We start from the raw sequence: 24361 nt of genomic DNA on the forward strand, positions 1-24361 counted from the left end.
ACGCGATTTGGATGTGCCGCGAGGTCGCAACTCTTCAAGAGTTGGTCCTAAAGACTCTTTAAGGACCAACTCTTGAAGAGTTGCGGCGGAGTGTTGCTACGGAGTGGGGAGGATGCCGGAGTCGATGGTGTCGAGGACCTGGGCGGCACCGCCGGTCGCGGCGGCACCGTGGTCCAGCATGGACGCGACGATCCGGGTGCCGCCCTCGTCGGGTGCGACCGACCGCAGCGTCAGCTCGGCCTGAGCCGGTGGCAGCAGCCACGGCGCGAGCCGCACGAAGTAGCCGCCGAGGATGACCACCTCGGGATTGATCAGGTTGGCGACGGTCGCGATGCCGTGGCCGAGGTCCCGGCCGACCCCCTCCAGCGCCGCGAGCACCGCCGGATCCTTGCCCTTGGCCCGGCGGACCACCTCGTCGACCTCGGGTTCGAGGTCGGTGAGCGTGCCGTCGTGCGTCGAGTCCGGCATCGCCCGCGCGATGAGAGCGCTGATCCCGGCGAGCGCCTCCAGGCAGCCGCGCCGCCCGCAGCCGCAGACCGGACCGGTCGGATCGATGAGCAGGTGGCCGAACTCGCCCGCGTATCCGCGCTCGCCGCGCAGCAGCCGGCCGTCGCTGATGATGCCCGCGCCGATGCCGACCTCGCCGGTCAGGTAAATCAGGTTGTTGGTCGTCGCGTAGCCGCCGTAGCGCTGCTCGGCGAGGACCGCGAGGTTGGCGTCGTTGTCGACCGAGACCGGGAAGGACGGGTTGCCCAGCGCGCTGCGCAGGGCGGAGCGCAGGTCCACGTCGTGCCAGCGCAGGTTGGGCGCGAGCCGCACGACGCCCTCACCATCGACCAGTCCGGGTACGGCGATCGTCACCCCGAGCGTCTGCCGGCCCTCCTTGGCGACCCGGCCGACCGCACGCTTGGCGAGGGCGGCGACCGCTGCCGCGGCCTGGCCCGGCGTGGAGGAGAGCCCGGCGAAGGAGCGCCGCCACGAGAGCAGCCGCTCGCCGCCGAGATCGATCGCGACCGCCGTCAGGTAGTCGGCGTTGATCTCGAGCCCGATCGCGGCGTAGGGCGAGCCGTCGATGACGAGCATCGTGGCCGGCCGGCCGATCCGGCGCTCGGTGAGCCCGGTCTCCCGGACCAGCCGCCGATCGATGAGATCGGCGACGAGGCTGGAGACCGTGGCCTTGTTGAGCCCGGTGGCGGCGGCGATCTCGGCGCGCGAGCACGGCGCGTTGACGCGCAGGTAGCGGAGCACGACGGCGAGGTTGGTGGCACGCACATCGGCGAAGTCGGCCGGTTGCGGCCCTCCCGTGGTCGTGATCACCCTTGGCTCCCGTGCCCTCCGTCGTGTTGCGCTGCGGCCTCATCATGCCGCATCGACTCGCCATGAGTCATCGGCGCTCCTCCTGGACTTGCGTCGCGGCGTCGATCCGCGAGCGGCGTGGGGTGGGTGAGCGAGTAACCGGGAGGAAACGAGGCCTTGTGGCACCCGTCACCGTCGAGTAATTTGTTTAGTCGTAAGACGAACTAACTGTACCCGAGAACCACCCCGCAACACACCCCATTTTCCTGATGACGAAGGGAGTGAGCCGTGCGTAACCCTCTTTCGGGCGCGGCCACCGACCGACGTACGTTTCTCGCGCTGACCGGATTGAGTGCCGCGGCCGTCGCCGGTGGCGGCGTGCTCTCCGGCTGCAGCGAGAAGACCAGCGGCAAGGGCGCCGTCGAGACGGGTGACCAGGCGCTCCTGCCGAAATACCAGCCGGTCTCCGCGGTCGCCGCCGACGTGCCCGGTGTCCCACCGGTCGCGAACGGCTTCGCGAAATACCCCGCCAACCTCGTCGACGCGATCACCGAGATCCCCGGCAAGAGCGGTGCCAAGGCCACCGCGATGACGCCCTACTGGGGGCCGACCCCGCCCGGGCTCGGCAGCAACGCCTTCTACGACGCGGTCAACGCCGAACTCGGCATCCCGATCGACTTCACCATCCAGGACGGCAACAAGTACGGCGAGAAGCTCAGCGCCCTGCTCGGCGCCCGCGACGTGCCGGACCTCCTCTGCGTCCCGTCCTGGGAGTACGGCAAGATCCCGAAGTTCGCGGACGCCGTCGCGGCGCTCTTCGAGGACCTCACGCCCTACCTCGCCGGGGACAAGGCGGCCGCCTACCCGATGCTCGCCTCGCTCGGCGACAACAACTGGCGCTACGCCATCTGGAACGGCAAGCTCGCCTCCATCCCGTGGCCGACCGACTCCACCCCCTTCCCGTGGGCGCTCTTCTACCGCAAGGACCTCACCGACGCGGCCGGGATCGCCGTACCGAAGAGCGGTGACGAGCTCTACCAGGTGCTGAAGAAGGCGACCGACCCGGCCAAGGGCATCTACGGCTGCAACGGCATCTTCGACATCGTCCAGATGTACTTCAAGGTGCCCGGCTCCACCGGCGGCTGGCGCAAGAAGGCGGGCGGCGGTCTGGAGCACAAGTACGAGACCGCGGAGTACAAGGCCGCGCTCGAGTTCACCGCCCGGCTCTTCGCCGAAGGCCTCGTCCACCCCGACATCGTGGCGAGCAAGGGCAGCGACTCCAAGACCCTCTTCTCCGGCGGCAAGATCCTGTTCATGCAGGACGGCCCAGGTGCCTGGCAGGGCATTCAGAAGGACCAGTCGAAGATCACCCCGTCGTTCAACATGCAGCCCGTGCCGCTCTTCTCCGCCACCGGCGGGGACCCGCTGCAGTGGGGGAGCACGGCCCCGATCTTCTACACCTTCATCAAGAAGGGGCTCGGCAAGGACCGGGTCGAGGAGCTGCTGCGTGTGCTGAACTGGTGCGCCGCGCCGTTCGGGACCAAGGAGTACGAGCTGCGGCAGTTCGGCAAGGAGGGTGTGCACTTCACGCGGGGTCCCGATGGGGCGCCGGTGGGCAATGCGCTGGCGCAGAAGGAGATCGCCTTCCAGTACGGGTTCATCGTGGGGCGGAACCCGGCGATCGTCGGGGACCCGGCCACGCCTAACTATGTTCAGGACCTCATCGGCTGGGCCAACTCGTCGGTGAAGTATCTGGAGACCGATCCCTGGGCGGGGTTGAAGTTGGAGAACCCGGCCAACTACTCGAAGATCGGGCAGCCGACGGAGGACAAGATCCAGGACGTGCTGCGTGGTCGGCGGCCGGTTTCTGATCTGGCCTCGATTGTTTCGGAGTGGAAGGCCGGGGGTGGCGACGAGGGGCGGGACTTCCTTGCTTCTGCTCTCTCCTCCAGCGGTCGCTGATTGCTCGCTGGTGGGCGGTCAGGTGCCTCGGGTGAGTCCCTCCGGGCGGTCAGGCTTGATCCCGGCGGGACTCACCCGAGGCACCTAACCGCGTCGTGGTCGCGGTGAGCATTTACCTCATGCTTTTTTACAGATTGACGGTTGGACATGGTGGTCAGGCGTAAGAGTTTCGGGGCGCGGTGGGCTCGGGATTGGCCGTTGCTCGCCATGACCGCGCCGGCTGCCGTGTTGCTGCTGTTGTTCCACTACCTGCCCACGTTGGGGAACGTCATTGCGTTTCAGGACTACAACGCCTGGGTGGGCGACTCGGTCGTCGACTCGTTTGTGGAGAGTCCGTGGATCGGGTTCGGGAATTTCGCAGAGCTGTTCGAGGATCCGCTGTTCTGGGATGCGCTGTGGAACACGCTGTTCCTGACGCTGTTTCAGCTGGTGTTCTTCTTCCCGTTGCCGATCTTCCTGGCGATTCTGCTGAACAGTGTGGTCTCGGCTCGGCTGCGGACCTTCATCCAGGGCGTTGTCTATCTGCCGCACTTCTTCAGCTGGGTGCTGGTCATCACGTTCTTCGTGCAGATGCTGGGCGGGGCCGGGTTGCTGGCGCAGACGATGCACGAAGGGGGGATGACGCCGTGGAACATCATGACGAATCCGGACACGTTCTTCCTGCTGGTGACCTCGGAAGGGGTGTGGAAGGACGTGGGGTGGGGGACGATCGTCTTCCTCGCCGCGCTCTCGGGGATCGACACGAATTTGTACGAGGCTTCTGCATCTGATGGGGCCGGGCGGTGGCGGCGGTTGTGGCACATCACGCTGCCGGGGCTTCGGCCGGTGATCGTGCTGCTGCTGATCCTGCGGATGGGTGACGCGCTCAGCGTGGGGTTCGAACAGTTCGTGCTGCAGCGGGATGCCGTCGGCTATCAGGCTGCCGAGGTGCTCGACACGTACGTGTATTACCACTCGATTGCGGTGACCGACTACGGGCTCGGTGCTGCTGCGGGCCTCTTCAAGGGGGCGATCGGGCTGGTGCTGATCCTGCTCGCCAACCGGCTCGCGCACCGCCTGGGCGAACAAGGGGTGTACGCCAAGTCATGACCACGCTGCCTGCTGCTCGACGCCGTGCCCGCAACCGTCCCGCCTGGGAGGAACCGCCCAGCCTGATCGGGCTGCTGGGCAAGGGGACCGTGCTCACCCTCGTCGTACTCGCCGTCGTTTTTCCGCTCTGGTCCGTGCTCGTCACCAGCCTCTCGTCGCGGCAGACGATCAATGAGGCGGGCGGGATGGTCGTCATCCCCCGCGGGTTCGACCCCGGTGCGTACGTGACGATCTTCTCCGGGGGTCAGGTGGCCCGCGCGGTCTGGGTGAGCCTGATCGTGGCGGTCGGCGGCACCCTGTTCAGCATGGTGCTGACCGTGCTCGCCGCCTACGGGCTGTCGCGGCCCGGGTCGCTGTTCCACCGGCCGCTGCTCTTCCTCTTCCTGCTGACCTTTCTGATCTATCCCGGCCTGGTCACGAAATACCTCGTCGTGACCAGCCTCTTCCACCTCAAGGACAACCTGCTCGCCCTGATCGTGCCCAGCGCGATCAACGTCTTCAACCTCATCGTCGTCCGCGCCTTCTTCATGAACGTGCCCACCGAGCTGGTGGACAGCGCGCGCATCGACGGCGCGGGGGAGTGGCGGATCCTGACCCAGATCATGATGCCGCTCTCCAAAGCGGTGATCGCCGTCGTCGGGCTCTTCTACGCCGTCGGCTACTGGAACATCTACTTCGACGCCGTGCTCTACATCGACGACAACAACCTGCAGCCGATCCAGCGAGTGCTGCAGAGCTACATCCTCGCCGGTCAGGCACCACAGGTCGGAGTCGCCGGGTCGTTCTCGGTGATGCCGCCGACGATCGCGGTGAAGATGGCGGTCGTCATCATCGTGGTGATCCCGGCGATGGTCGTCTATCCCTTCGTGCAGAAGCACTTCACCAAGGGAGTCATCAGCGGGGCCATCAAGGGCTAGGCGCGCCTGTCATGTGGCCGCGGGCGGCGTTGCTCGTCGCCTTGTGTGCAAACAGCGCACACGGCGGCGCCGTGCGCCCTGCCGGCCACCACATGACAGGCGCTCTACCGGTCGGATCTGCTCAGGGCTCTGGTCGCGGCGGGCAGCACGGCGAAGGAGAGGGCCCAGCCGAGGCCCTGCAGCAGCAGCGAGATCACCAGCTTGCCGCCGAGCGGGTGGTAGAGCTCCTCCAACCCGAGCGGCGACGTGGGCAGGATCGCGTCGAGGGCGTAGAGCGCCGCGTTGGCGTTGGGGCTGTGGCTGGGGTGGTCCGGTGCCGGTTCGCTGCGGAACACCCACCAGCCCAGCGCTTCCGCCGCGACCAGCCAGAAGAACGCCCGCCACGGCACGTAGCCGTAGCCGGCCAGCGCGTCCGCGAACCAGCCCGGAATGCGGATCAACAGGCGCGGGAACCACCCCAGCCAGCTCGGCAGCGGCAACTCCTGCGCCAGCACGGCGCGCCGCGCGCGACGTTTCTCCAGCAGCACGGTACGCGCGTCGCGGTCGTGCCCGAGTCCGAGGAAATACTTCGCGAGCTGCTCGTAGGGCTGCGGATGGTAGCCGTTGGGATCCCGGCGCAGCCACGCGATCCGTGGCTCGGCCGGCGGATCGGGCTCCAGATCGTCATAGGTGAGACCGTTGAGCAGCATCGGGACGTTGCGCATCGCGGGGCTGGGCAGCAGGTGCAGGGTGCTGATCCGGGCACCGCGCAGGTCCACCGCGCCGTCGATCGTCGAGTCCACGTGCAGGGCCGTGGCCTGCATGTTCGAGCAGTTCAGCGCGGTCTTGCCGGGGTTGCGAAGGACCGAGCCGTCCGCGACGAGGCGGCCGCCGATCCGCGCGTTGGCGAAGCTCACCGGCCCGATCGCGGTGAACCCGTCGGAGATGGTCACGTCGTGCTCCACCACGAGACCGTCCGCGGAGACGGCGGGGCCACCGTGGTCGGTGATCGTGGAACCGGTGAGGGCCAGGTCCCCGAGGTGCGCGTTGTAGAGGCGCAGGTGGCCCATCCGGCATCCGATCAGCTTCAGCGCCCCCTCCGTACGCAGACCGTTGGCGTTGATCTCCGCCGCCCGGCAGCCGTTGAGCCGGACCTCGCGCAGCCGCGCCCCGCCGAGCCGGACCGCGTCGTCGAACCAGCAGCGGAAGAGGACCAGCTGGCAGTCCACATCGGAGCCCGCCAGGTCGACGGTGCCGATGATGCGCGCGCCGGAGATGAAGATCCGCGGTACGTGCCCCCGCGCGCTGTCCACGGCCCCGAGCAGCAGCCGAGAGATGACCTCCCCGCGAACCTCCCGCTCGGCACCCCAGGACAGGGGATCGAACCCGTCACCGGCGGGCTCGCCACCGCCGAGATCGACCTCCACTCCGCGGGCGAAGCAATTCCAGACCTGCCGCTCGGCGTCGTTCAGAAGATCCTCATACAGCACGCGCCAAACCGTGCCACACCCCGTCAACGTCTGTCGATCCCCCGCCGACCCTCAAAATTCGCGTTGATCAAGGGAAGACTCGCCATGTCGGGGGTCCGATATGCGGCGAGTCTTCCCTTGATCAACGGGGAATCAGCGGCGGTTCAGCGTCTTGTCGCGGGCCTCGGCGTAGCGGGACCGGACGTCCGGGGCCGGGTCGGCCTCGTGGGTGGTCGTGCCGGTGGGGGGCTGCCACGTCGGGAGGGTGCCGGTCAGGGTCCAGGCGGCCTGGCGAGCGGCCCCGTCGGCCACGTATTCGCTGGCCGGTGGGGTCGTCACCGGGCAGCCGAGGATGCTGGGCGCGATCCGCTGCACGGCGGGGTTGGCCGCCGCGCCGCCGATGAGCAACACCCGTTCCGCCGTCAGGCCCTGGGCGCGCAGGGCGTCCAGGCCATCGGCGAGGCCGCAGAACATGCCCTCGATCGCCGCTCTCGCCAGGTGCGCCGCCGTCATCGAATCCAGCGTCAGACCGTGCAGCGAACCGGTCGCATGTGGACGGTCGGGCGTACGCTCGCCGTTGAGGTAGGGCACGAGGGTCAGCCCGTCGGCACCGGACGGCACGCTGAGCGCCAGTGTGGCGAGCTCGTCGTGGCCGACCCCGAGCAGGCGGGCGGTCGCGTCGAGCACCTGGGCGGCGTTGAGCGTGCAGACCAGCGGCAGGAAGTGCCCGCTCGCGTCGGCGAACCCGGCGACGGCGGCGCTGGGATCGGCGGCCGGAACCGTCGAGACGCCGAAGACCGTGCCGGAGGTGCCGAGCGAGACGACCACGTCGCCCGGCCGGGCACCGAGCCCGAGGGCGGCACCGGCGTTGTCGCCCGCACCCGCTCCGACGATCACGTTGCCGTGCTTGCCGGCCGTGCCGGTCGGGTCGAGCACCCGCGGCAGGTGCGCCAGCCGCCCGAAGGCGTGTTCGAGCAGGTCCGGGCGGTAGGCGCCGCCCGACGGCGACCAGTAGCCGGTGCCCGAGGCATCGCTGCGGTCGGTGACGAGGGTGGCGAGGTCGCCCGCACCCGTGAGCTGCCAGGTGAGCCAGTCGTGCGGCAGGCAGACCGCGGCGGTCCGGGCCGCTGCCTCCGGCTCATGGGTGGCGAGCCAGCGCAGCTTGGTGACGGTGAAGGAGGCGACGGGCACGCTGCCCACCGACTCCGCCCAGGTGTCGGCACCGAGCTCCGACACGAGGTCGGCAGCGGCAGCCGCCGACCTCGTGTCGTTCCAGAGCAGGGCGGGGCGCACCACGGCGCCGGCGTCATCGAGGCAGACCATGCCGTGCTGCTGCCCCGCGACGCTGATCGCCTCGACATCGTCCAGGCCACCGGCCTGGGCGATCGCCGAGCGCAACCCGTCCCACCAGTGCCGGGGGTCGACCTCGGTCCCGTCGGGATGGGACGCGCGGCCGGAGCGCACGAGCGCCCCGGTCGCAGCGTCCCGGATGACTACCTTGACGGATTGGGTGGAGGAATCCACCCCGGCGACGAGCATGACCCGTTACCGGGCGCCGAGCAGGTGCTCGATCGCGATCTGCTGCAGCGCGACGAACGAGAAGCCCTCGACCGCAGCCGCGTCCGCGTCGAAGTCCTCGAAGGCCGACCGGTCCGCGAGCAGGTCCGCTGCGGTCTCCCCGGCGGCGAGGGTGGGCTGGCGCAGCTCCGGTACGCGAGACTTCGCCAACGCCGCCTGCACCTCGGGATCGGCGCGGTAGGCCTTGGCCCGCTCGGCGAGCAGCGAATACATCCGCATGTTGGCGGCGGCCGACGCCCAGACACCCTCGATGTCCTCGGTGCGCGACGGCTTGTAGTCGAAGTGCCGGGGGCCGTGGTAGGCCTGCCCGCCATCCGGCCCGCCGTGCTCCAGCAGGTCCACCAGGAAGAACGCGTTGACGATGTCGCCGTGGCCGAAGACGAGGTCCTGGTCGAACTTGATGCCGCGCTGCCCGTTGAGGTCGATGTGGAAGAGCTTGTCGTGCCACAGCGCCTGCGCGATGCCGTGCATGAAGTTGAGCCCGGCCATCTGCTCGTGACCCGTCTCCGGGTTGAGGCCCACCAGGTGCGGGTGCTCCAGGCCGCCGATGAAGGCGATCGCGTGGCCGACCGTGGGGAGCAGGATGTCGCCGCGCGGCTCGTTGGGCTTGGGCTCGATTGCGAAGCGGATGTCGTAGCCCTGCTCCTGGACATAGGTCGTCAGCAGGTTGAGACCTTCGGCGTAACGGTCCAGGGCGGCGCGGATGTCCTTGGCACCGTCATACTCCGAACCCTCACGGCCACCCCAGAGCACGTAGGTCTTGGCGCCCAGCGACACGGCGAGGTCGAGGTTGCGGATGACCTTGCGCAGCGCGTACCGGCGGATGTCTCGGTTGTTGCTCGTGAACCCACCGTCCTTGAAGATCGGATGGGTGAAGAGGTTGGTCGTCGCCATCGGGACGGTCAACCCGGTCTCGGCCAGCGCCTTGCGGAACCGGTCGATGATCGCCTCACGCTCGGCGTCGCCCGACCCGAACGGGACCAGGTCGTCGTCGTGGAAGGTCACACCGCTGGCACCGAGCTCGGCGAGCCGGTGCACGATCTCGACCGGGTCGATCGCCTCGCGGGTCGCGTCGCCGAACGGGTCACGGGCCTGCCAGCCGACGGTCCAGAGGCCGAAGGTGAACTGAGTCATTGTCTGTGCTCCTGTGCTTGGTGGTTGATGACGACGGTGACAGAACCCGGGGCGTGCGGGGTCACCACCCCCGCAATTGCCGCTGGTCCGTCGACCGTCACCGTCAGCACGTTGCCGACCCGTTCTGCGGTGACATTCGAGGAACCATTGTCGTCGCGGATTTCACATGTGGCTAGATTGCCACCACTCCTTGCGGAAACACTGCCGAAGGAGAGCAGGGTGATCGCCGGCCACGGTCCGTCCGCGATGTGCGCGGTGGGCTCGACCGTGGGAATGAGGGACCCGGCCCGGGCGAAGAGCGGAACCTGGTCCAGCGGCGGCGCGACCGAGAGCATCGCGGGACCGGTGTGGACCGTGCCGGTCCACCAGTCGATCCATTCGCCCTCGGGGAGGTAGACACTGCGCCGCTGCGTCTGGCTGATCATCGGCGCGACCAGCAGGTCGGGGCCGAATCGGTACTGGTGCTGCACCTGCCAGGCGAGCGGGTCGCCGGGCGAGTCGACGGGCATCGCGCGGATGATCGGCTCACCGGTCTCGCCCGCGCGCAGCGCCAGCGTGTAGAGGTAGGGCAGCAGCCGGTAGCGCAGCTTCAGCGTCTCGATGACCGCCGGCTCCACGTCGGGGAAGACCCACGGTTCGCGCGAGGTGGTCCCGTGGAAGCGCAGCAGGGGGCTGAACGCCCCGAACTGCGCCCAGCGCAGGTAGAGGTCGTCGCTCGGCCGCCCGGTGAAGCCGCCGGTGTCATGAGACCAGAAGGGTACGCCCGAGAGCCCGTGCGCCAGCCCGCCGTTCATCGTGGACGCCATCGCCGGGTAGGAGCACATCGTGTCGCCGCCCCACTGCGCCGCATGCCGCTGCCCACCGAGGTAGGACGAGCGCCCCCAGACCATGGAGTGCCCGTGCACCTCGCGGGTGACGGCCGCGACGGCGTCGTTGAAGAGCAGCGAGTAGACGTTGTGCAGCTCGACGCCGGTCATGCCGTTGAAGGCGACCGAGTCGGCCGGCACCCCCTCGGCGAAGTCGGTCTTGAAGACGGCGACCCCCTGCCGGGCGATCGGCCGCAGCAGATCCTGGAACCAGGCGGTCGCGTCGGGGTTGGTGAAGTCGACGATGCCGCCCTCGGGGAACCCGCCGTGCCAGGAGTCCGCGACATAGGTGCTGCCGTCGTCCCGCTTGAGCAGGTACCCCTTCTCCGCAGCCTCGGTGAACCGATCCGAGTGGACACTCAGGTAGGAGTTCATCCACACGCAGACCCGGAACCCCATCGCGGTCAGCTCGGCGAGCATCGCCTCGGGGTCGGGGAAGTTGTCGGCGTCCCAGCGCAGCTCCGACCAGCGCCCGGCCGGCTGCCAGTAGGTGTCGAGGTGCAGCACGTCGCAGGGGATGCCGTGCTCGCGGATCGTACGGGCGCGTTCCATGACGCGCTGCTGATTGTCGATGAAGAAGCCCGACGAGATCCAGGAGCCGAAGGCCCACTTCGGCGGCGGGACCGGTCGGCCGGTGAGCCGGTCGAAGCGGTCCAGGACGTCGAGCGGCCCGGGACCGGCGAGGACGTAGTAGTCCAGCACGTCGTCGGGGGCCACGATCTGGGTCACGCTCTGGGTCGCAGCGCCGAAGTCGAACTCGACCGGCATACCCGAGTCGACGAGCAGGCCGTAGCCCCGGCTCGACTGGTAGAACGGCACGTTCTTGTAGGCACGGTCGCTCTCGCTGCCGAACGCGTCGAAGTTCCACATCACCGGACGCTGCCCGCGCAGATCGAGCGGCAGGAAGCGCTCACCCGTGCCGACCAGCACCTCGTCGGCGGGGAAGGTGAAGGTCTCGTGGAAGGCGACGATCTCGCCGTCGACGACGGAGCAGCCGAACGGCGCGGTGCGCATGCGGCCCGAGATGTCCACGACGCCCGGGTCGGTCTCCAGAAGGGTTCGTCCGGTCGCCGTGTCGGCGTAGCGGACGCTCCACGGTGCCAGGGTCACGTGCGCGGTCAGGGCTCCGGTCGTCACGATCGCGCCGGTCTCGGTGACCGTGACCTCGGCGCGGGCGGACTCGTCGGGGCGGGTCAGCGGCAGCAGCCGGGCCGAGCGGGTGCGGGCCTGCGGATCGGCGCTGAGGCGGCACCGCAGGATGCCCTCCCCGGCCGCCGTGAGCTGCACGAAGAGCACGGCCCCGGACTCGGTCTCCGCCTTGCAGGTGATCCCTGCGCCGTCGGCGGAGGCGAGAACTGCCTGCGTGATGGTCTGTGGTCCCGGCTCGCCATGTGCCCGTCTCGGTAGCTCGGGCGGGTCGGCGGAGAAGTACTCGTGGGCCACGAGCGGCGGTCGGTAGGGCACCGCGTTAGTTTCTCTGGTCGCGAAACAAACTGTCAAGGTCACGTGTGACCAGGTGGTACGCCCGTGAGTCCCTGCCCGTGGCGTGCGACGCACTCAGCCCCAAGACCGCCACAACTCTTGAAGAGTTGGTGTTATCGATGTGCTTGATCGTGTTGTTTCCGGGAAACAGTCCCCTAGCGCGCGCTTTGAGGGGCCTGTTTCCCGGAAACAACACGATCATGGCGAGGGCCGCCGACATGACTCGTCGGCGGCCCTCGGAACAGCGTGGAGCTATGAGCAGGTGACTCCGTTGAGCTTGAACGCGCTCGGCGCCGGGGTCGACGCCCCGTTACCCGTGAAGGCGGGTGTGACCGTCGCACCCGGAGCGAGGTTGGCCGCGTAGGTCGGCGCGGTCGCGGTGAAGGTCGTCCCGCTGCTGCTCCAGGTGGCGTTCCACCCGTTGGCGAGCGTGACGCCCGACGGCACGGTGAAGGTCAGCACCCAGTTGTTGACCGTCGCCGAGCTCGTGTTCTTGACGGTGACCGTGGCGTTGAACCCCTGCGGCCACGCACTGTCGACCTTGTAGGTCACCTGGCACCCACCGCCCGGATTCGGCGACGGCGAGGTCGACCGGGACGGCGAGGGCGAGGCGGACGGGGAGGTGGACCGCGACGGTGACGGCGATGCCGAAGCCGACCGGGAGGCCGACGGCGAGATCATGTCGGAGACCGTCGGGATCGGGCTCGTCTGGCCGCTCGGCGGGATCAGGTAGGGCTGCAGGATGTTCTGCTTGGCCTGGTTGACCGTCACCCAGTCGTCGCTGACGATGCCGCCGGTGTCACCCGAGTTCGGGTTCCACGACCAGTAGGTGAAGGACATCCCGTTGACCCCCGTGCCCAGGTAGGACATCAGGTTGGTGAGCCAGACCGTGTCCTTCGGGTCGGCGAGCGTGCTGCCGAACTCGCCCAGCATGATCGGAGCGATGTTCTGCTTGTAGAGGTAGCCCCAGTACTTGTCCCAGATCGCCGGCAGGTTGGCCGGGAACGCGGGGTCGTCGAACCAGGCCTGGCGGTAGACGGAGACGCCGTACTCGTGGGGGGAGTAGACGAGCCGGTTCGCCACGCTGAGTCGCACCGGGAACTGGCCGGCCTTGCTGAGGTTGCCGCCCCACCAGCCGCAGTCCTCGTCGTTGGTGGTGTCGCCGTCCCAGACGTTGGAGAGCCCGCCGCTGGGGCAGCTCACCCCTTCAACAAAGATCAACCAATTCGGCTGTACGCCGAGAACCGCGTTGCCGATCCGCTCGGCGGCGAGCCGCCAGTCCCGCGTCTCGACGCCGCAACCCCAGCAGGCGCCGGTCGCGGCCGGGTTGGTGCCCTCGGCGTGCGGCTCGTTGTGCAGGTCGGCACCGATGACGGTGGTGTTGCCCGCGTATCGGGTCGCCATCGCCTTCCAGTCCGCGATCATCGTGGCTTCCGAGGTTGCCGCGACGTACCAGAGCGCGGACTGCCCGGCCGCCGTGGGACGGTGGCGGTCCAGGATGATGCGCATGCCCTTGGTCCCGGCGTACGCGATGACCTTGTCGAGGATCTGCAGCGGCGAGAGGCCGACGAGGTCGGGGTTGGTGAAGTCGTTGATGCCCGACGCCGTGGCGCCGGGCTTGACCGCGTCGTTGGACCACGGCACCCGCAGCGTGTTGTAGCCGAGCTGCGCCATGTGGTCGATCTGCGACTTCCACGTGACGCTGGCCCAGAGGCCGTGGAAGGTCCGGTTGTCGGTCTCCATGCCGAACCAGTTGATGCCGGTCAGCCGGACGGTGGCCCCGGTGCTGTCAACGATCTTGTTGCCGCTGGTGTGCAGGTAGCCGATGCCGGTGCCGGCGGCGTTGGCCGGTCCTGCCGTGACAAGGCTGAACGAGACGGCGGCGGCTGCGGCGACGAGGGCCGTCGCGACCGCCGCACCGATGGAGGAGCGCAGGGCTCTGGATTGCATGATGCCTCCGGGCGTAGGAGGATTGCAGGGTCATGGGAGCGTTCCCACGGGCATCACTGTAAATGTCGCGAGCACCTTGTGTGAAGACCTGATATCGAATTCATTTCGATGACATGGCGTTGACTAAGCTCGCAGGGACCCAACGGATCGCCGTCACTTCGTCAGAGGTGCGGCGATCGTCGAGTTTGGCGGGAGGCCCGGATGCTCTGGTACGGCGGGGATTACAACCCGGAACAGTGGCCCGAGGACGTCTGGGCCGACGACATCGTGCTGATGCGCCGGGCCCGGGTCAATCTCGTCACCGTCGGTGTCTTCGCCTGGTCCCGGCTGCAACCCGAACCCGACCGCTTCGATTTCGGCTGGCTGGACCGCATTCTCGACCGGCTCCACACTGGACGGATCGGCGTCGCGCTCGCCACGCCGACCGCCTCGCCGCCGCCCTGGTTCACCGCGCAGCACCCGGGGGCGATGCCCGTCGGCCGCGACGGTGTGCGGCTGACCCACGGCAGCCGCGACACCTACTGCGTCAACGCGCCCGAATTCCGCGCCGCGAGCCGAGCGATCACCGACTACCTGAGCAGCCGCTATGCCGAGCACCCGGCGCTCAAACTCTGGCACGTGCACAACGAATACGGCACGTGGTGCTTCTGCGACCACTGCGCCGTCGAGTTCCGTGCCTTCCTGCGTGCCCGGTACGGCTTCGTCGAGCAGCTCAACGAAGCCTGGTGCACCGATTTCTGGTCCCAGCGGTACGCCGACTTCGACGAGATCACACCGCCGCGCGCCACCCAGTACCTCACCAATCCGGCCCACGAGCTCGACTACCGCCGCTTCCTCTCCGAGGCGATGCTCGGCCACTACCGCCAGGCCCGGGAGCTGATCCGGACCCGGTCGCAGGCGCCGGTGACGACCAACTTCGTCCTCGGCGGCTGGGTCCCGGTCGACCACGCACGCTGGGCGCACGAGGTCGACCTCGTCGCGATCGACCACTACCCGTCCAGTGTCGCGACCGCCACCGCCGAGCGGGCGTTCGCTGCAGATCTCGCCCGGGGCTGGGCCCGCGCGGCCGGGCACCCGCACGGGCGCTGGCTGCTGATGGAGCACGCTCCCGGCGCCGTCCACGAGAACGGGGTGGTCCGCTCGACCGGTCCCGGGGCCATCGCCGACGCGGCGCGTACCTACCTCGATCGCGGTGCCGTCGGCGCGATGTACTTCCAGTGGCGGGCGTCGCGCGGCGGCGCCGAGCAGTGGCACCCGGCGATGGTGCCCCACGCGGGCGCCGGATCGCGCGTCTACGCCGAGATCGTGGCGCTCGGTGCCGAACTCGCCGAGCGGCAGCCCAACCGCGTCATCGCCGACGCCGCCGTGCTCTACGACGAGGAGACGATGTGGGCGTGGCAGGCACCGCACCTGCTCAGCCGGCACGTGGACTATCCCGACCTGGTGGGGCGGACGCACCGGGCGCTCGCCGTGACCGCCGACGCCGTCGACGTGCTGCCGGTCGGCGCCTCGCTCGCGGGTTATCGGCTCGTCTGCTGCCCCGCGATGTACATCATGTCCGCCGTGACCCTCGCCGCCCTGCGCGACTATGCCGAGGCGGGCGGCACCGTGCTGATGACCTTCGGCTCCGGGCTGGTCGACGAGACGCTGCGGGTGACACCGGGCAGCGTCGAGGAGCTGACGGGTGTGCGGATCGCCGAGTGGTCACCCCTGCTTCCCGGCGAGGAGGTGGCGCTCGCAGACGGGGGCACCGGCACGCTCTGGCTCGACGAGCTCGAACCGCTGGATGCGGAGACGGTGCTCGCCGCTGTTGACGGCCGACCGGTGCTGACCCGGCATGCGATCGGGGCCGGCGCGGTCTACTACCTCGCCACGCGGCTCACCGACGAGGCGTATACCGCGCTCATCGCCAAGATCTAGCGCGCAAGATCGCGCTGTTTCCGGGAAGCTGGCCCTTCCGGTGCGGCCTGAGGGGCCGGCTTCCGGGAAAGAGCGCGATCAAGGGCTCGCCGAGAAGGGCGGCACGGAATTTCCGCAGATCGCGCTCGTTGCCCCACCCGCGCAGCGCCGGGCCCCGCGTGACGCGATGATGATCGCGCTCGTTCCGGGAAGTTGCGTCTATCTCAGCGCAAGATCGCGCTGTTTCCCGGAAGCTGGCCCCTCCGGCGCGCCCTGAGGGGCCAGCTTCCGGGAACGAGCGGGATCAAGGGCTCGCCGAGGAGGGGCGGGGTGGCACGGAACTCCCGCAGCTCGCGCTTGTTGCCCGCCCGCGCAGCGCCGGGCCCGCGTGACGCGATGATGATCGTGCACGTTGCGGGAAGTTGCCGCTATCGCAGCGCAAGATCGCGCTCTTTCCCGGAAGCTGGCCCTTCCGGTGCGGCCGGAGGGGACTACTTCCGGGAAAGAGCGCGATCAAGGGCTCGCCGAGGAGGGGCGGCACGGGATTTCCGCAGCTCGCGCTTGTTACCTGCCCGCGCAGCGCCGGGCCCGCGTGACGCGATGATGATCGTGCACGTTGCGGGAAGTTGCCGCTATCGCAGCGCAAGATCGCGCTATTTCCCGGAAGCTGGCCCTTCCGGTGCGGCCGGAGGGGACTACTTCCGGGAAACAACGCGATCAAGCCGCCTGGGCGGCACTGAAAGAGGAGAGCGGTTACGCCCTGCCGCGGACGCGGGGGATCTCTATCGTCTGGTCCGAGAGGAGCGGAACCTCGGCGGTCGGCTGGTCGATCACGTGATGGCCGTTGCCGTTGGCGTGGGAGCCGCCGTTCGCGATCCGGGGCGTGATCAGCTCGAAGGCCGCCGTCGTGTCGGCGGTGAGCCACGCCGGGCGCTCGTGCTGTGGCGGGGCAGGCCGTGCGGGAGCGGCCATCGCGGGCACCGTCTGAACGGTGCCCGGCCGGGCTGTGAGCTGGTCTATCCGCTCCGTGGTCGCCCCGGTCTGTGGCTCGGCATAGCGGGTGAGCGCGATGATCGACCCGAGCGTGGCGAGGAACCCGACGAGCGCGAGCCACTCCGTCCCCGGCCGGATCTGGTCACCGAGCAGCAGCAGTCCGATCGCCGCGGCGGGCACCGCACCGGCCGCGTCCATCGCCGCGACGGCGGCGTTGGTGGAGCCGCGCTGCATCGCCATGCCCAGGAAGACCTGGGCGGTGAGCGAGTGCACGATCACGAGGTAGAGCAGCGGGCTGGTGACGAACTCGAAGACCGAGTGCGTGTTGGCGAGCGGCCGGGCCGCCACCGCCGCGCAGGCGAAGCCGAGGCCGGAGACGGCGCCGAGCGCGACGCTGCCGGGCGTTCCCTGGATCCGGGCGGTGAAGAACCCCAGCCCGACGATGAGGCCCAGCATGGCGATGAGGGCGATGATCGCGGGCAGCTCCAGCGGCTCCGAGGGCGCGGGCTGCGCCGCGACCGCGAGGCTGCCGATGCCGAGGACGAGGATGCCGAGCAGGAACATCTCGCTCTTGGGCAGGCGCCACTTCAGCAGGAGCACGCCGAGGACCGCGGTGACGCCCAGCCCGGCGGCGAGGCTCGCCTGGACCAGGAAGAGCGGCAGGTCGCGCCGGGCGAAGAGGGCGAGGAAGAAGCCCAGGATCTGGCAGCCGAGGCCGACGAGGTAGGTGCGGTGTCGCAGGAGCCTGAGCAGCAACCCGGCATCCAGTGTCTGCTGCATCTTCGTTCGTGACGCACCCACTGATTGCAGCAAGTTGGCAATGCCGTACGCGACAATCATCGCCGCGAGGAACCACCACCCTGAAGACACCACGGAGGAAGCTTAGACCCCTAGGGGTCAGGTTTGCCTCCGCGAGCCTGTCGGATGAGAGAGTGACCCCCCAAACGGTGCTACCAGGGCCGTTTTCGCCGGTCAGCGAGCGACATAGATCACACTCCGCACTCGTTGGATCACAACGCGCGCAGGGCTCCCGGCGTCAGGAGCGACAGCACGTCAGTGTGCAACCGGCCGTTGGTGGCGATCGCGCTGCCGCCGCCGGGCCCGGGCCGCCCATCGAGATCGGTGAAGGTCCCGCCCGCCTCGGTGATGATCGGGATCAGCGCCGCGATGTCCCACAGCGAGAGTTCCGGCTCGACCATGATGTCCAGCGCACCCTCGGCGAGCAGCATGTAGCCGTAGAAGTCGCCGTACGCCCGGCTGCGCCATGATTTGCGCATAATGTCGAGCATCGACGCCAACCGGCCCGTCTGCTCCCAGGAGTGCAGCGAGGAGTAGCAGAAGCTGGCGTCGGCGAGACGGCGTACCCCCGAGACTTTGATCGGGGTCGCGGCCGCCTGGTGCCGGCCGGCGTAAGCGCCGAGGCCCCGCGCGGCCCACCAGCGCCGGCCCAGGGCCGGCGCCGAGACCAGCCCGACCACCGGCTCGTCGCCCTCCATCAGGGAGATCAGGGTGGCCCAGATGGGTACGCCGCGGATGTAGTTCTTCGTGCCGTCGATGGGATCGATCACCCACTGGCGGTTGCCGGCCGCGCCGGTGGACCCGAACTCCTCGCCCAGCACACCGTCGCGGGGCCGGGTGCGGGCCAGCGTGGAGCGCAGCGCCTTCTCCACCGCCGTGTCGGCGTCGGAGACGGGTGTCAGGTCCGGCTTGGAGTCCACGCGCAGGTCCAGGGACCGGAAGCGCGCCATGGAGAGCGAATCGGCGGTGTCGGCGAGCATGTGGGCGATTGCAAGGTCATCGGCGTACTTGGCCACGGGTGAAACCTAGCCGATCACCAGCGCCCGGGGGTATCGGGTTCGTGGCCTCTAGCTGATTACCTGGCGCCGCCTCGCGGGGCTCCCTCGCTTCGCTCGCTCACTCGTCAGGCCAGTCGCAACCACGCGGTCGTGTCGCCGGGGATCTTGCCGTCCTCGATCGGCGAGCTGCTGAGCACGATCTCGGCGTGCGCCGGCAGCTCCACCGGCTCGGGGGAGAAGTTGACCACGACGCCGATGTCGCCCCGGCGGAACGCCAGCACCTGATCGGGCAGGCCGGGCAGCCAGGCGAAGGGAGCCGAGCTGAAGGAGCGGCGCAGCCGCAGGGCCCGCTGGTAGAGGCTGAGCATCGAGTCCGGGTCGTCCTGCTCGACCTCGGCGGTGAGCGCGGCCCACCCGGCAGGCTGGGGCAGCCACGGTGCCGTGCCCGTCGAGTTGAAGCCGAACGGGCTCTCCGTGCCGCTCCAGGGCAGCGGCACCCGGCAGCCGTCGCGGCCCTTGTCGGCGCCGTTGGTCTGGAAGAAGGTCGGGTCCTGGCGCAGCTCGTCGGGGATCTCCTCGACCTCCCAGAGCCCGAGCTCCTCGCCCTGGTAGACGTAGACACCGCCGGGCAGCGAGGTGCTGAGCAGCGCGGCGGCCCGGGAACGCAGCGTGCCGAGCTCGAGGTCGCTGATCTGGCCGACACGCGGGTCGTGCCAGTAGGACGTCTTGGCCCGGCCGTAACGGGTCACCGGGCGGGTCACGTCGTGGTTGGAGAGCACCCAGGTCGGCGAGGCCTCGACCAGCAGGTGCGAGGCGAGCGTGTCGTCGATGACCTTGCGCAGCGCGCCCGCGTTCCAGGCCGCACCGAGGAAGGGGAAGTTGAAGGCGGAGTGCAGCTCGTCGCCGCGCAGATAGCGGGCGAAGCGCTCCGGGTCGGCGATCCAGGCCTCGGCGACGAAGATCCGCTCGCCCGGGTACTCATCCATGATCCGGCGCCAGGACCGGTAGATCTCGTGCACGCCGTCGAGGTCGGAGAAGGGGCTCGGGGAGCCCTCCGCCGTGTCGGGCAGGCCGGGCACCTTGACCAGGTGGTCGGCGACGTCGATGCGGAAGCCGTCGACGCCGCGGTCGAGCCAGAAGCGCAGGATCCGCTCGAACTCGGCCCGGACCTCGGGGTTGTCCCAGTTCCAGTCCGGCTGGGCCGGGGCGAACATGTGCAGATACCACTCGCTGCCGGCCTGGGTCCAGGCCGGACCGCCGAAGTGGGACTGCCAGTTGTTGGGCGGGATCTCGCCGTTCTCCCCGCGGCCCTCGCGGAAGTGGAAGCGGGCCCGCTCGGGCGAGCCGGGCGCGGTCGCGAGCGCGTCGTGGAACCACGGGTGCTGGTCGGAGCAGTGGTTCGGCACGATGTCGATGATGATCCGCAGGCCCAGGTCGTGCGCCTCGGCGATGAGCTGCTCCGCCTCGGCGAGCGTGCCGAAGAGGGGCTCGATGTCGCAGTAGTCGGCGACGTCGTATCCGGCGTCGGCCATCGGGGACGGGTACCACGGGCTGAACCAGATCGCGTCGATGCCTAGCCCGGCCAGGTAGCTCAGCCGCTTGCGGACCCCGGCCAGGTCGCCGATGCCGTCACCGTTGCCGTCCGCGAAGCTGCGCGGGTAGACCTGGTAGATGGCGGCGCTCGGCCGCCAGTCGGCTGTCGTCATCAGCAACGCTCCCCGGTAGTGGTGTCCAGGGCAGGCTACCCGTCCCCGGCAGCGCGGGCATCCGCTGCGCGCCGGGGGAGCGGTTCGAGGGCGTCCGCAGACGGGCGGCCGAGGGCGCGGCCGTGTGTGCTCCGTGCACACACGGTGCCGGGCAACGCCATCGGCCGCTCGTCTGCGAGCGTTCTCAGCGGTAGGACAGCGCTACGTCGCCGGAGGTGGAGCGCAGGGTGATCTTGTTGGTGGCGCCCGCCGTGTCGGGTACGCCCACCCGCTGATCCCCGGATCCGGTGTCCACGCTCACGCGGTAGTCGGCCCGCGGCACCGCGATGTCGACATCGCCGGAGGTGACCCGGGCGTCGAGGGAGTGCGGCGCGGCGGCGAAGTCGAGCAGCAGGTCGCCGGAGGTGAGGTCGGCCTCGAAGTCGGTGGCGATGAGGTCCGCCGTCGTCAGATCGCCGGAGGTGAGCGTCACCGAGATCGGCCCCGTGACATCACCGATCTTGACGTCGCCCGAGGTCGCCGTGATCTTGACGGCTCCCTTCGTACCGAGGACGTCGAGGTCGCCCGAGGTCGCGTCGATCTCCACCGCGATGTCGGTCGGCACCTTCACGGCATAGTCGATCGAGCAGTCGTCGCCCCACCACCACCGGTTGTCGTCGCAGTGCAGCTTGATCCGCAGCGTGTCGCCGTCCCACCGCTCGGTGTAGGTGGGCTTGCTGCGGGACCACTTCAGGTAGCGGTCGATCGCGACCTCCTCCGTGGCGGGGCTCGCCGACACGTGCACGTTGCCGCTGTCGACGTCCTCGAAGACGATCTTGGTGATCGCGTGCTGATAGGTCTGCTCCTGATGCTCGGACTGCGGGTCGGGTCGGCCCACGAAACTCCAGGCCACGAGGCCGCCGATGAGCAGCGCGACGATGGTGAACGCCGTACCGAGGGCCCGCCAGGGTGACGAGGTCATGTCAGATCTCCAGATAACGAAGGACCGCGAGTACGCGGCGGTGGTCGCTGTCGGCCTGAGGCAGGTCCAACTTGGCGAAGATGTTGTTGACGTGCTTGCCGACCGCGCTCTCCGTGACGAAGAGCGCCGCCGCGATGCCGCCGTTGGAGCGGCCCTCGGCCATCAGGGCGAGGACCTCCCGCTCCCGTGGCGTGAGCCGGTCCAGCGGGTCGCTGTGCCGGCGCAGGAGGAGCTGTGAGACGACCTCCGGATCCAGGGCCGTGCCGCCGCCGGCGACCCGGCGCAGCGCGTCGAGGAACTCGGCCACGTCGGCGACCCGGTCCTTGAGCAGGTAACCGACCTTGCTGGTGGCGCCGGCGAGCAGTTCGGTGGCGTAGCGCTCCTCGACGTACTGCGAGAGCACCAGCACCGCGATCTCCGGCCACTGCCGCCGCATCACCAGCGCCGCCCGCAGTCCCTCGTCGGTGAAGCTCGGCGGCATGCGCACGTCGAGCAGCACCAGGTCGGGCCGGTGCTCGGCGACCTCGCGGAGGAAGGAGTCCGCATCCCCGGCGGAGGCCACCACCTCGAAGCCACCGGCATCGAGCAACCGGACCAGCCCTTCGCGGAGGAGGACCGAGTCCTCGCCGATCACGACTCGCATGGCAGCTCCACGATGATCCGGGTCGGCCCGTCGGGTGGGCTCTCGATGTGCAGGGTCCCGTCGACCGAGCCGATGCGCTGGGCGAGTCCGCGCAGGCCCGTACCCGACTCCGGGTCGGCACCCCCGCGGCCGTCGTCGCTGATGGTGAGGCGGAGCCGATCGGCGTCGCGATGCACGGCGACCTCGGCCGACGAGGCCTCGGCGTGCTTGGCGACGTTGGCCAGCGCCTCGGAGACGACGAAGTAGGCGACCGCCTCGATCGTCCGCGAGGGGCGGACGGGCACCTCGACGGTGAGCCGCACCGGCAGCGGCGCCCGGGCGGCGATGCCGGAGAGGGCGGCGTCGAGGCCGCGGTCGTCGAGCACGGCCGGGTGCAGGCCGCGGACGAGGTCGCGCAGCTCGGCGAGCGCCTGTTTCGCCTCGTCGTGGGCCTGCTCGATCACCAGGCGGGCCCGCGGGTCGAGGTCGGTGAGGGTGGCGCGGGCCATGCCGAGGTTCATCGCGAGGGAGACGAGCCGCTGCTGGGCGCCGTCGTGCAGGTTGCGCTCGATCCGCCGGCGCTCCGCGTCCGCGGCGTCGACGACGTCGGCCCGGCTCTCGGTGAGCTGTTCGACCCGGCGTTCGAGCAGCTCAGCCCGGCTGGGCTGCAGCAGCGCGCGGGCGGCGAGGGTGTCGAGGGCGGCGATCCCGCGGGCGATCGGCGCTGCGGCGGCGAGCAGGACGACGCCGCCGACGCCGAACAGTGTCGAGACCAGCGCGCTGCGGTCGATGCCCGGGTTCCCGGCGAGGTCACCGGCCGACCAGCCCGGCACGGCGCTCGCGATCAGGGCGAGTCCGACCGAGGCCGTGCCGACGACGAGGCCGAAACCGAGGACTCCGACCGGCCCGGCCACCAGCAGGTGGTATCCGAGCTGCCGCCAGAGCGCCGGGGAGGTCGTCTCGCGCACGGCCCGCTGGCTCCAGATCTCACCCACCCCGACGGGTACGGGCGGCGCCAGCTTCACGCCGAGCAGCCCGGCGAAGCGGCCGCTCTGCCAGGAGGTGAGCACTCGCGTGGTGGCGGCGAGGACGGCGAGGCCGAGTGGCGCGGCGACGACGGTGCAGCAGAGGACGAGGGTGAGGATAGCGACGAGCAGCGCGACGACGAAGGTGATCATCCCGGTGGCGAGCCCGCTGACGACGAAGACCGTGGCCCGCCAGGCCTTGCGGATCGTCAGCTTCATGTCCATCACCGTAGAGACCGGCGCCATCGGTTTCGATGGGGCAGGCATCCGACGTGATGGTGGGGCTAGCCATACCCCCGTGGGGGCCAGCCTGGTGAGAGGTGCCAGGCCGGCCCGGTCACCAAAGAGCGCCAGGCGCCCTAACGGGTGTGATTTCGCGAAAAGTGGAGGAGGCGCGGAGCTCGCAGGGGCACTAACATGCTCCTTACTGTGTGGACGGTCGTCGAGGCAGGTCGCACAGTCGAGCCGTGGGGACTCCGGAGGGCGTCTGGAGTCCCCACGGGTGTTTGTCGCTGATGGGGTGGGAGCGTTCCCATCAAGAGATGTTTGTGACTGTAGCGGTTAAGTCGGACGCGAGGAAGACCCCTCCGCGCAACAAACACGACTTCTTAGTCGGCCTCTGCCACCGGCACGCCGCCTGACCGGGACGCGAGCAGCCGTCGATAGGACGACAGCCGTCGCGGATCGGCATTACCAGCCGCGACCCAGGCGTCCAGCGCGCACTCCCCACCGGCGTGCTCGCAGTTGGGCGGGCACTCGACGGTCCCCTCGACGAGGTCTGGGAATCCGTGCAGGAGGCTGTCGGCCGAGACGTGTGCCAACCCGAAGCTGCGTACGCCGGGCGTGTCGATGATCCAGCCCGGATCCTTCTTCCCCTTGCCGACCTGCGGCAGCCGCAGCGCGACCGCGCTCGTCGACGTGTGCCGCCCCTTGCCGATGGCGCTGACCACGCCGACCGCCCGATCGAGCCCGGGGATCAGCCGGTTGACCAGCGTCGACTTGCCGACGCCGGAGTGGCCGACGAGCACCGAGATCCGCCCGTGCAGCGCCGCGCGCAGCTCGGCGAGGTCGTCATCGGGCCGGGAGAGGAGGTAAGGGACCTCCAGGGTGGAGTAGTAGTCGATCACCGCGGCGGGGTCGGCGAGGTCCGCCTTCGTCAGCAGCAGCAGCGGCTCGATGTCGGCGTCGTAGGCGGCGACGAGGCAGCGGTCGATGAAGCCCGTCCGAGGCGGCGGGTCGGCGAGCGCACTGACGATGACGAGCTGGTCGGCGTTGGCGACCACCACCCGTTCGAGTCGGCCCTCGGGGGTCGTGTCGTCGTCGTCGGCCGTCCGCGTGAGCACGCTCTTGCGCTCCGAGATGCGCACGATCCGGGCGAGCGCGCCGGCGTCCCCGGTGATGTCGCCGACGAGCATCACCCGGTCGCCCACGACCACCGACTTGCGCCCCAGCTCGCGGGCGCGCATCGCGGTCACCGGCTCGCCCGCCATCTCGACCGTGTAGCGCCCCCGGTCGACGGCGAAGACGAAGCCCTCGGTCGCGTCGGCGTGGCTCGGCCGCTTGCGCGTGCGCGGGCGGGACGACCCCGTCGGGCGCACCCGCACGTCGTCCTCGTCCCAGTCCCGCTGCCCTGCCAT

General features: G+C 69.5%; 16 protein-coding genes and 1 pseudogene. 4 read left to right on the top strand and 13 right to left on the bottom strand.

The window, feature by feature from the left end:
- Window positions 1–96: 96 nt before the first annotated feature.
- Complete coding sequence (locus tag F4553_RS25550; RefSeq protein WP_184840022.1) at window positions 97–1317, bottom strand: ROK family transcriptional regulator; 1221 nt, start codon at window positions 1315–1317, stop codon at window positions 97–99.
- 267 nt (window positions 1318–1584) lie between these two features.
- On the opposite strand from F4553_RS25550, the gene F4553_RS25555 reads away from it, so the two are divergent.
- From F4553_RS25555 to F4553_RS25565, 3 genes are all read left to right on the top strand, one after another.
- The gene (locus F4553_RS25555) at window positions 1585–3258 is read left to right on the top strand and encodes an extracellular solute-binding protein (protein WP_184840024.1); all 1674 of its coding nucleotides are present in this window, start codon (window positions 1585–1587) and stop codon (window positions 3256–3258) included.
- Window positions 3259–3465: 207 nt separating this feature from the next.
- Window positions 3466–4347, top strand: coding sequence for an ABC transporter permease (locus F4553_RS25560; RefSeq protein ID WP_246467395.1), 882 nt, complete (start codon window positions 3466–3468; stop codon window positions 4345–4347).
- Complete coding sequence (locus F4553_RS25565) at window positions 4344–5264, top strand: carbohydrate ABC transporter permease (RefSeq protein ID WP_184840026.1); 921 nt, start codon at window positions 4344–4346, stop codon at window positions 5262–5264. Before F4553_RS25560 ends, F4553_RS25565 begins: the two co-directional genes overlap by 4 nt.
- A gap of 104 nt (window positions 5265–5368) precedes the next feature.
- Here the strand turns inward: F4553_RS25565 and F4553_RS25570 are convergent, their stop codons facing one another.
- The 5 genes from F4553_RS25570 to F4553_RS25590 all read right to left on the bottom strand — a co-directional run bounded on the left by F4553_RS25570 (window position 5369) and on the right by F4553_RS25590 (window position 13722).
- Window positions 5369–6733 (bottom strand): type 2 periplasmic-binding domain-containing protein, encoded by a 1365-nt coding sequence (locus F4553_RS25570; protein ID WP_184840028.1) that lies wholly within the window; start codon window positions 6731–6733, stop codon window positions 5369–5371.
- Between the two features lie 132 nt (window positions 6734–6865).
- Complete coding sequence (xylB, locus tag F4553_RS25575) at window positions 6866–8251, bottom strand: xylulokinase (RefSeq protein ID WP_184840030.1); 1386 nt, start codon at window positions 8249–8251, stop codon at window positions 6866–6868.
- 6 nt (window positions 8252–8257) lie between these two features.
- Window positions 8258–9424, bottom strand: a complete 1167-nt coding sequence (xylA, locus tag F4553_RS25580) for a xylose isomerase (RefSeq protein WP_184840033.1) — start codon at window positions 9422–9424, stop codon at window positions 8258–8260.
- The gene (locus F4553_RS25585) at window positions 9421–11754 is read right to left on the bottom strand and encodes a glycoside hydrolase family 31 protein (RefSeq protein ID WP_184840035.1); all 2334 of its coding nucleotides are present in this window, start codon (window positions 11752–11754) and stop codon (window positions 9421–9423) included. The genes xylA and F4553_RS25585 overlap by 4 nt, the downstream gene beginning before the upstream one ends.
- Window positions 11755–12024: 270 nt before the next feature.
- On the bottom strand, window positions 12025–13722 hold the full coding sequence (locus F4553_RS25590) for a cellulase family glycosylhydrolase (RefSeq protein WP_184840036.1): 1698 nt from the start codon (window positions 13720–13722) through the stop codon (window positions 12025–12027).
- 201 nt (window positions 13723–13923) lie between these two features.
- Between F4553_RS25590 and F4553_RS25595 the strand changes: the two genes are divergently transcribed.
- Window positions 13924–15642 (top strand): beta-galactosidase, encoded by a 1719-nt coding sequence (locus F4553_RS25595; protein ID WP_184840038.1) that lies wholly within the window; start codon window positions 13924–13926, stop codon window positions 15640–15642.
- 1020 nt (window positions 15643–16662) lie between these two features.
- Here F4553_RS25595 and F4553_RS25600 read toward each other — a convergent pair.
- The 7 genes and pseudogenes from F4553_RS25600 to rsgA form a co-directional block, all read right to left on the bottom strand.
- Window positions 16663–17454 (bottom strand): annotated as a pseudogene (locus F4553_RS25600) (hypothetical protein); the annotation flags it as partial.
- A 170-nt stretch (window positions 17455–17624) separates the two neighbouring features.
- Window positions 17625–18428 carry a histidinol-phosphatase gene (gene hisN / locus F4553_RS25605; protein ID WP_184840042.1) on the bottom strand — a complete coding sequence of 268 codons (804 nt, stop codon included), beginning with the start codon at window positions 18426–18428 and terminating at the stop codon, window positions 17625–17627.
- Between the two features lie 107 nt (window positions 18429–18535).
- Entirely contained in the window at window positions 18536–20116 is a 1581-nt protein-coding gene (locus F4553_RS25610; RefSeq protein WP_184840044.1) for a glycoside hydrolase family 13 protein, read from the bottom strand.
- 184 nt (window positions 20117–20300) lie between these two features.
- Complete coding sequence (locus F4553_RS25615) at window positions 20301–21077, bottom strand: DUF4097 family beta strand repeat-containing protein (protein WP_184840045.1); 777 nt, start codon at window positions 21075–21077, stop codon at window positions 20301–20303.
- 1 nt (window position 21078) lies between these two features.
- The gene (locus tag F4553_RS25620) at window positions 21079–21720 is read right to left on the bottom strand and encodes a response regulator transcription factor (protein WP_184840047.1); all 642 of its coding nucleotides are present in this window, start codon (window positions 21718–21720) and stop codon (window positions 21079–21081) included.
- Window positions 21708–22943 carry a sensor histidine kinase gene (locus F4553_RS25625; RefSeq protein WP_246466527.1) on the bottom strand — a complete coding sequence of 412 codons (1236 nt, stop codon included), beginning with the start codon at window positions 22941–22943 and terminating at the stop codon, window positions 21708–21710. Before F4553_RS25625 ends, F4553_RS25620 begins: the two co-directional genes overlap by 13 nt.
- 389 nt (window positions 22944–23332) lie before the next feature.
- Window positions 23333–24361: a ribosome small subunit-dependent GTPase A gene (rsgA, locus tag F4553_RS25630; RefSeq protein ID WP_184840051.1), complete on the bottom strand. Its 1029-nt coding sequence runs from the start codon at window positions 24359–24361 to the stop codon at window positions 23333–23335.

It is taken from the genome of Allocatelliglobosispora scoriae, from assembly GCF_014204945.1.
GTDB lineage: Bacteria > Actinomycetota > Actinomycetes > Mycobacteriales > Micromonosporaceae > Allocatelliglobosispora > Allocatelliglobosispora scoriae.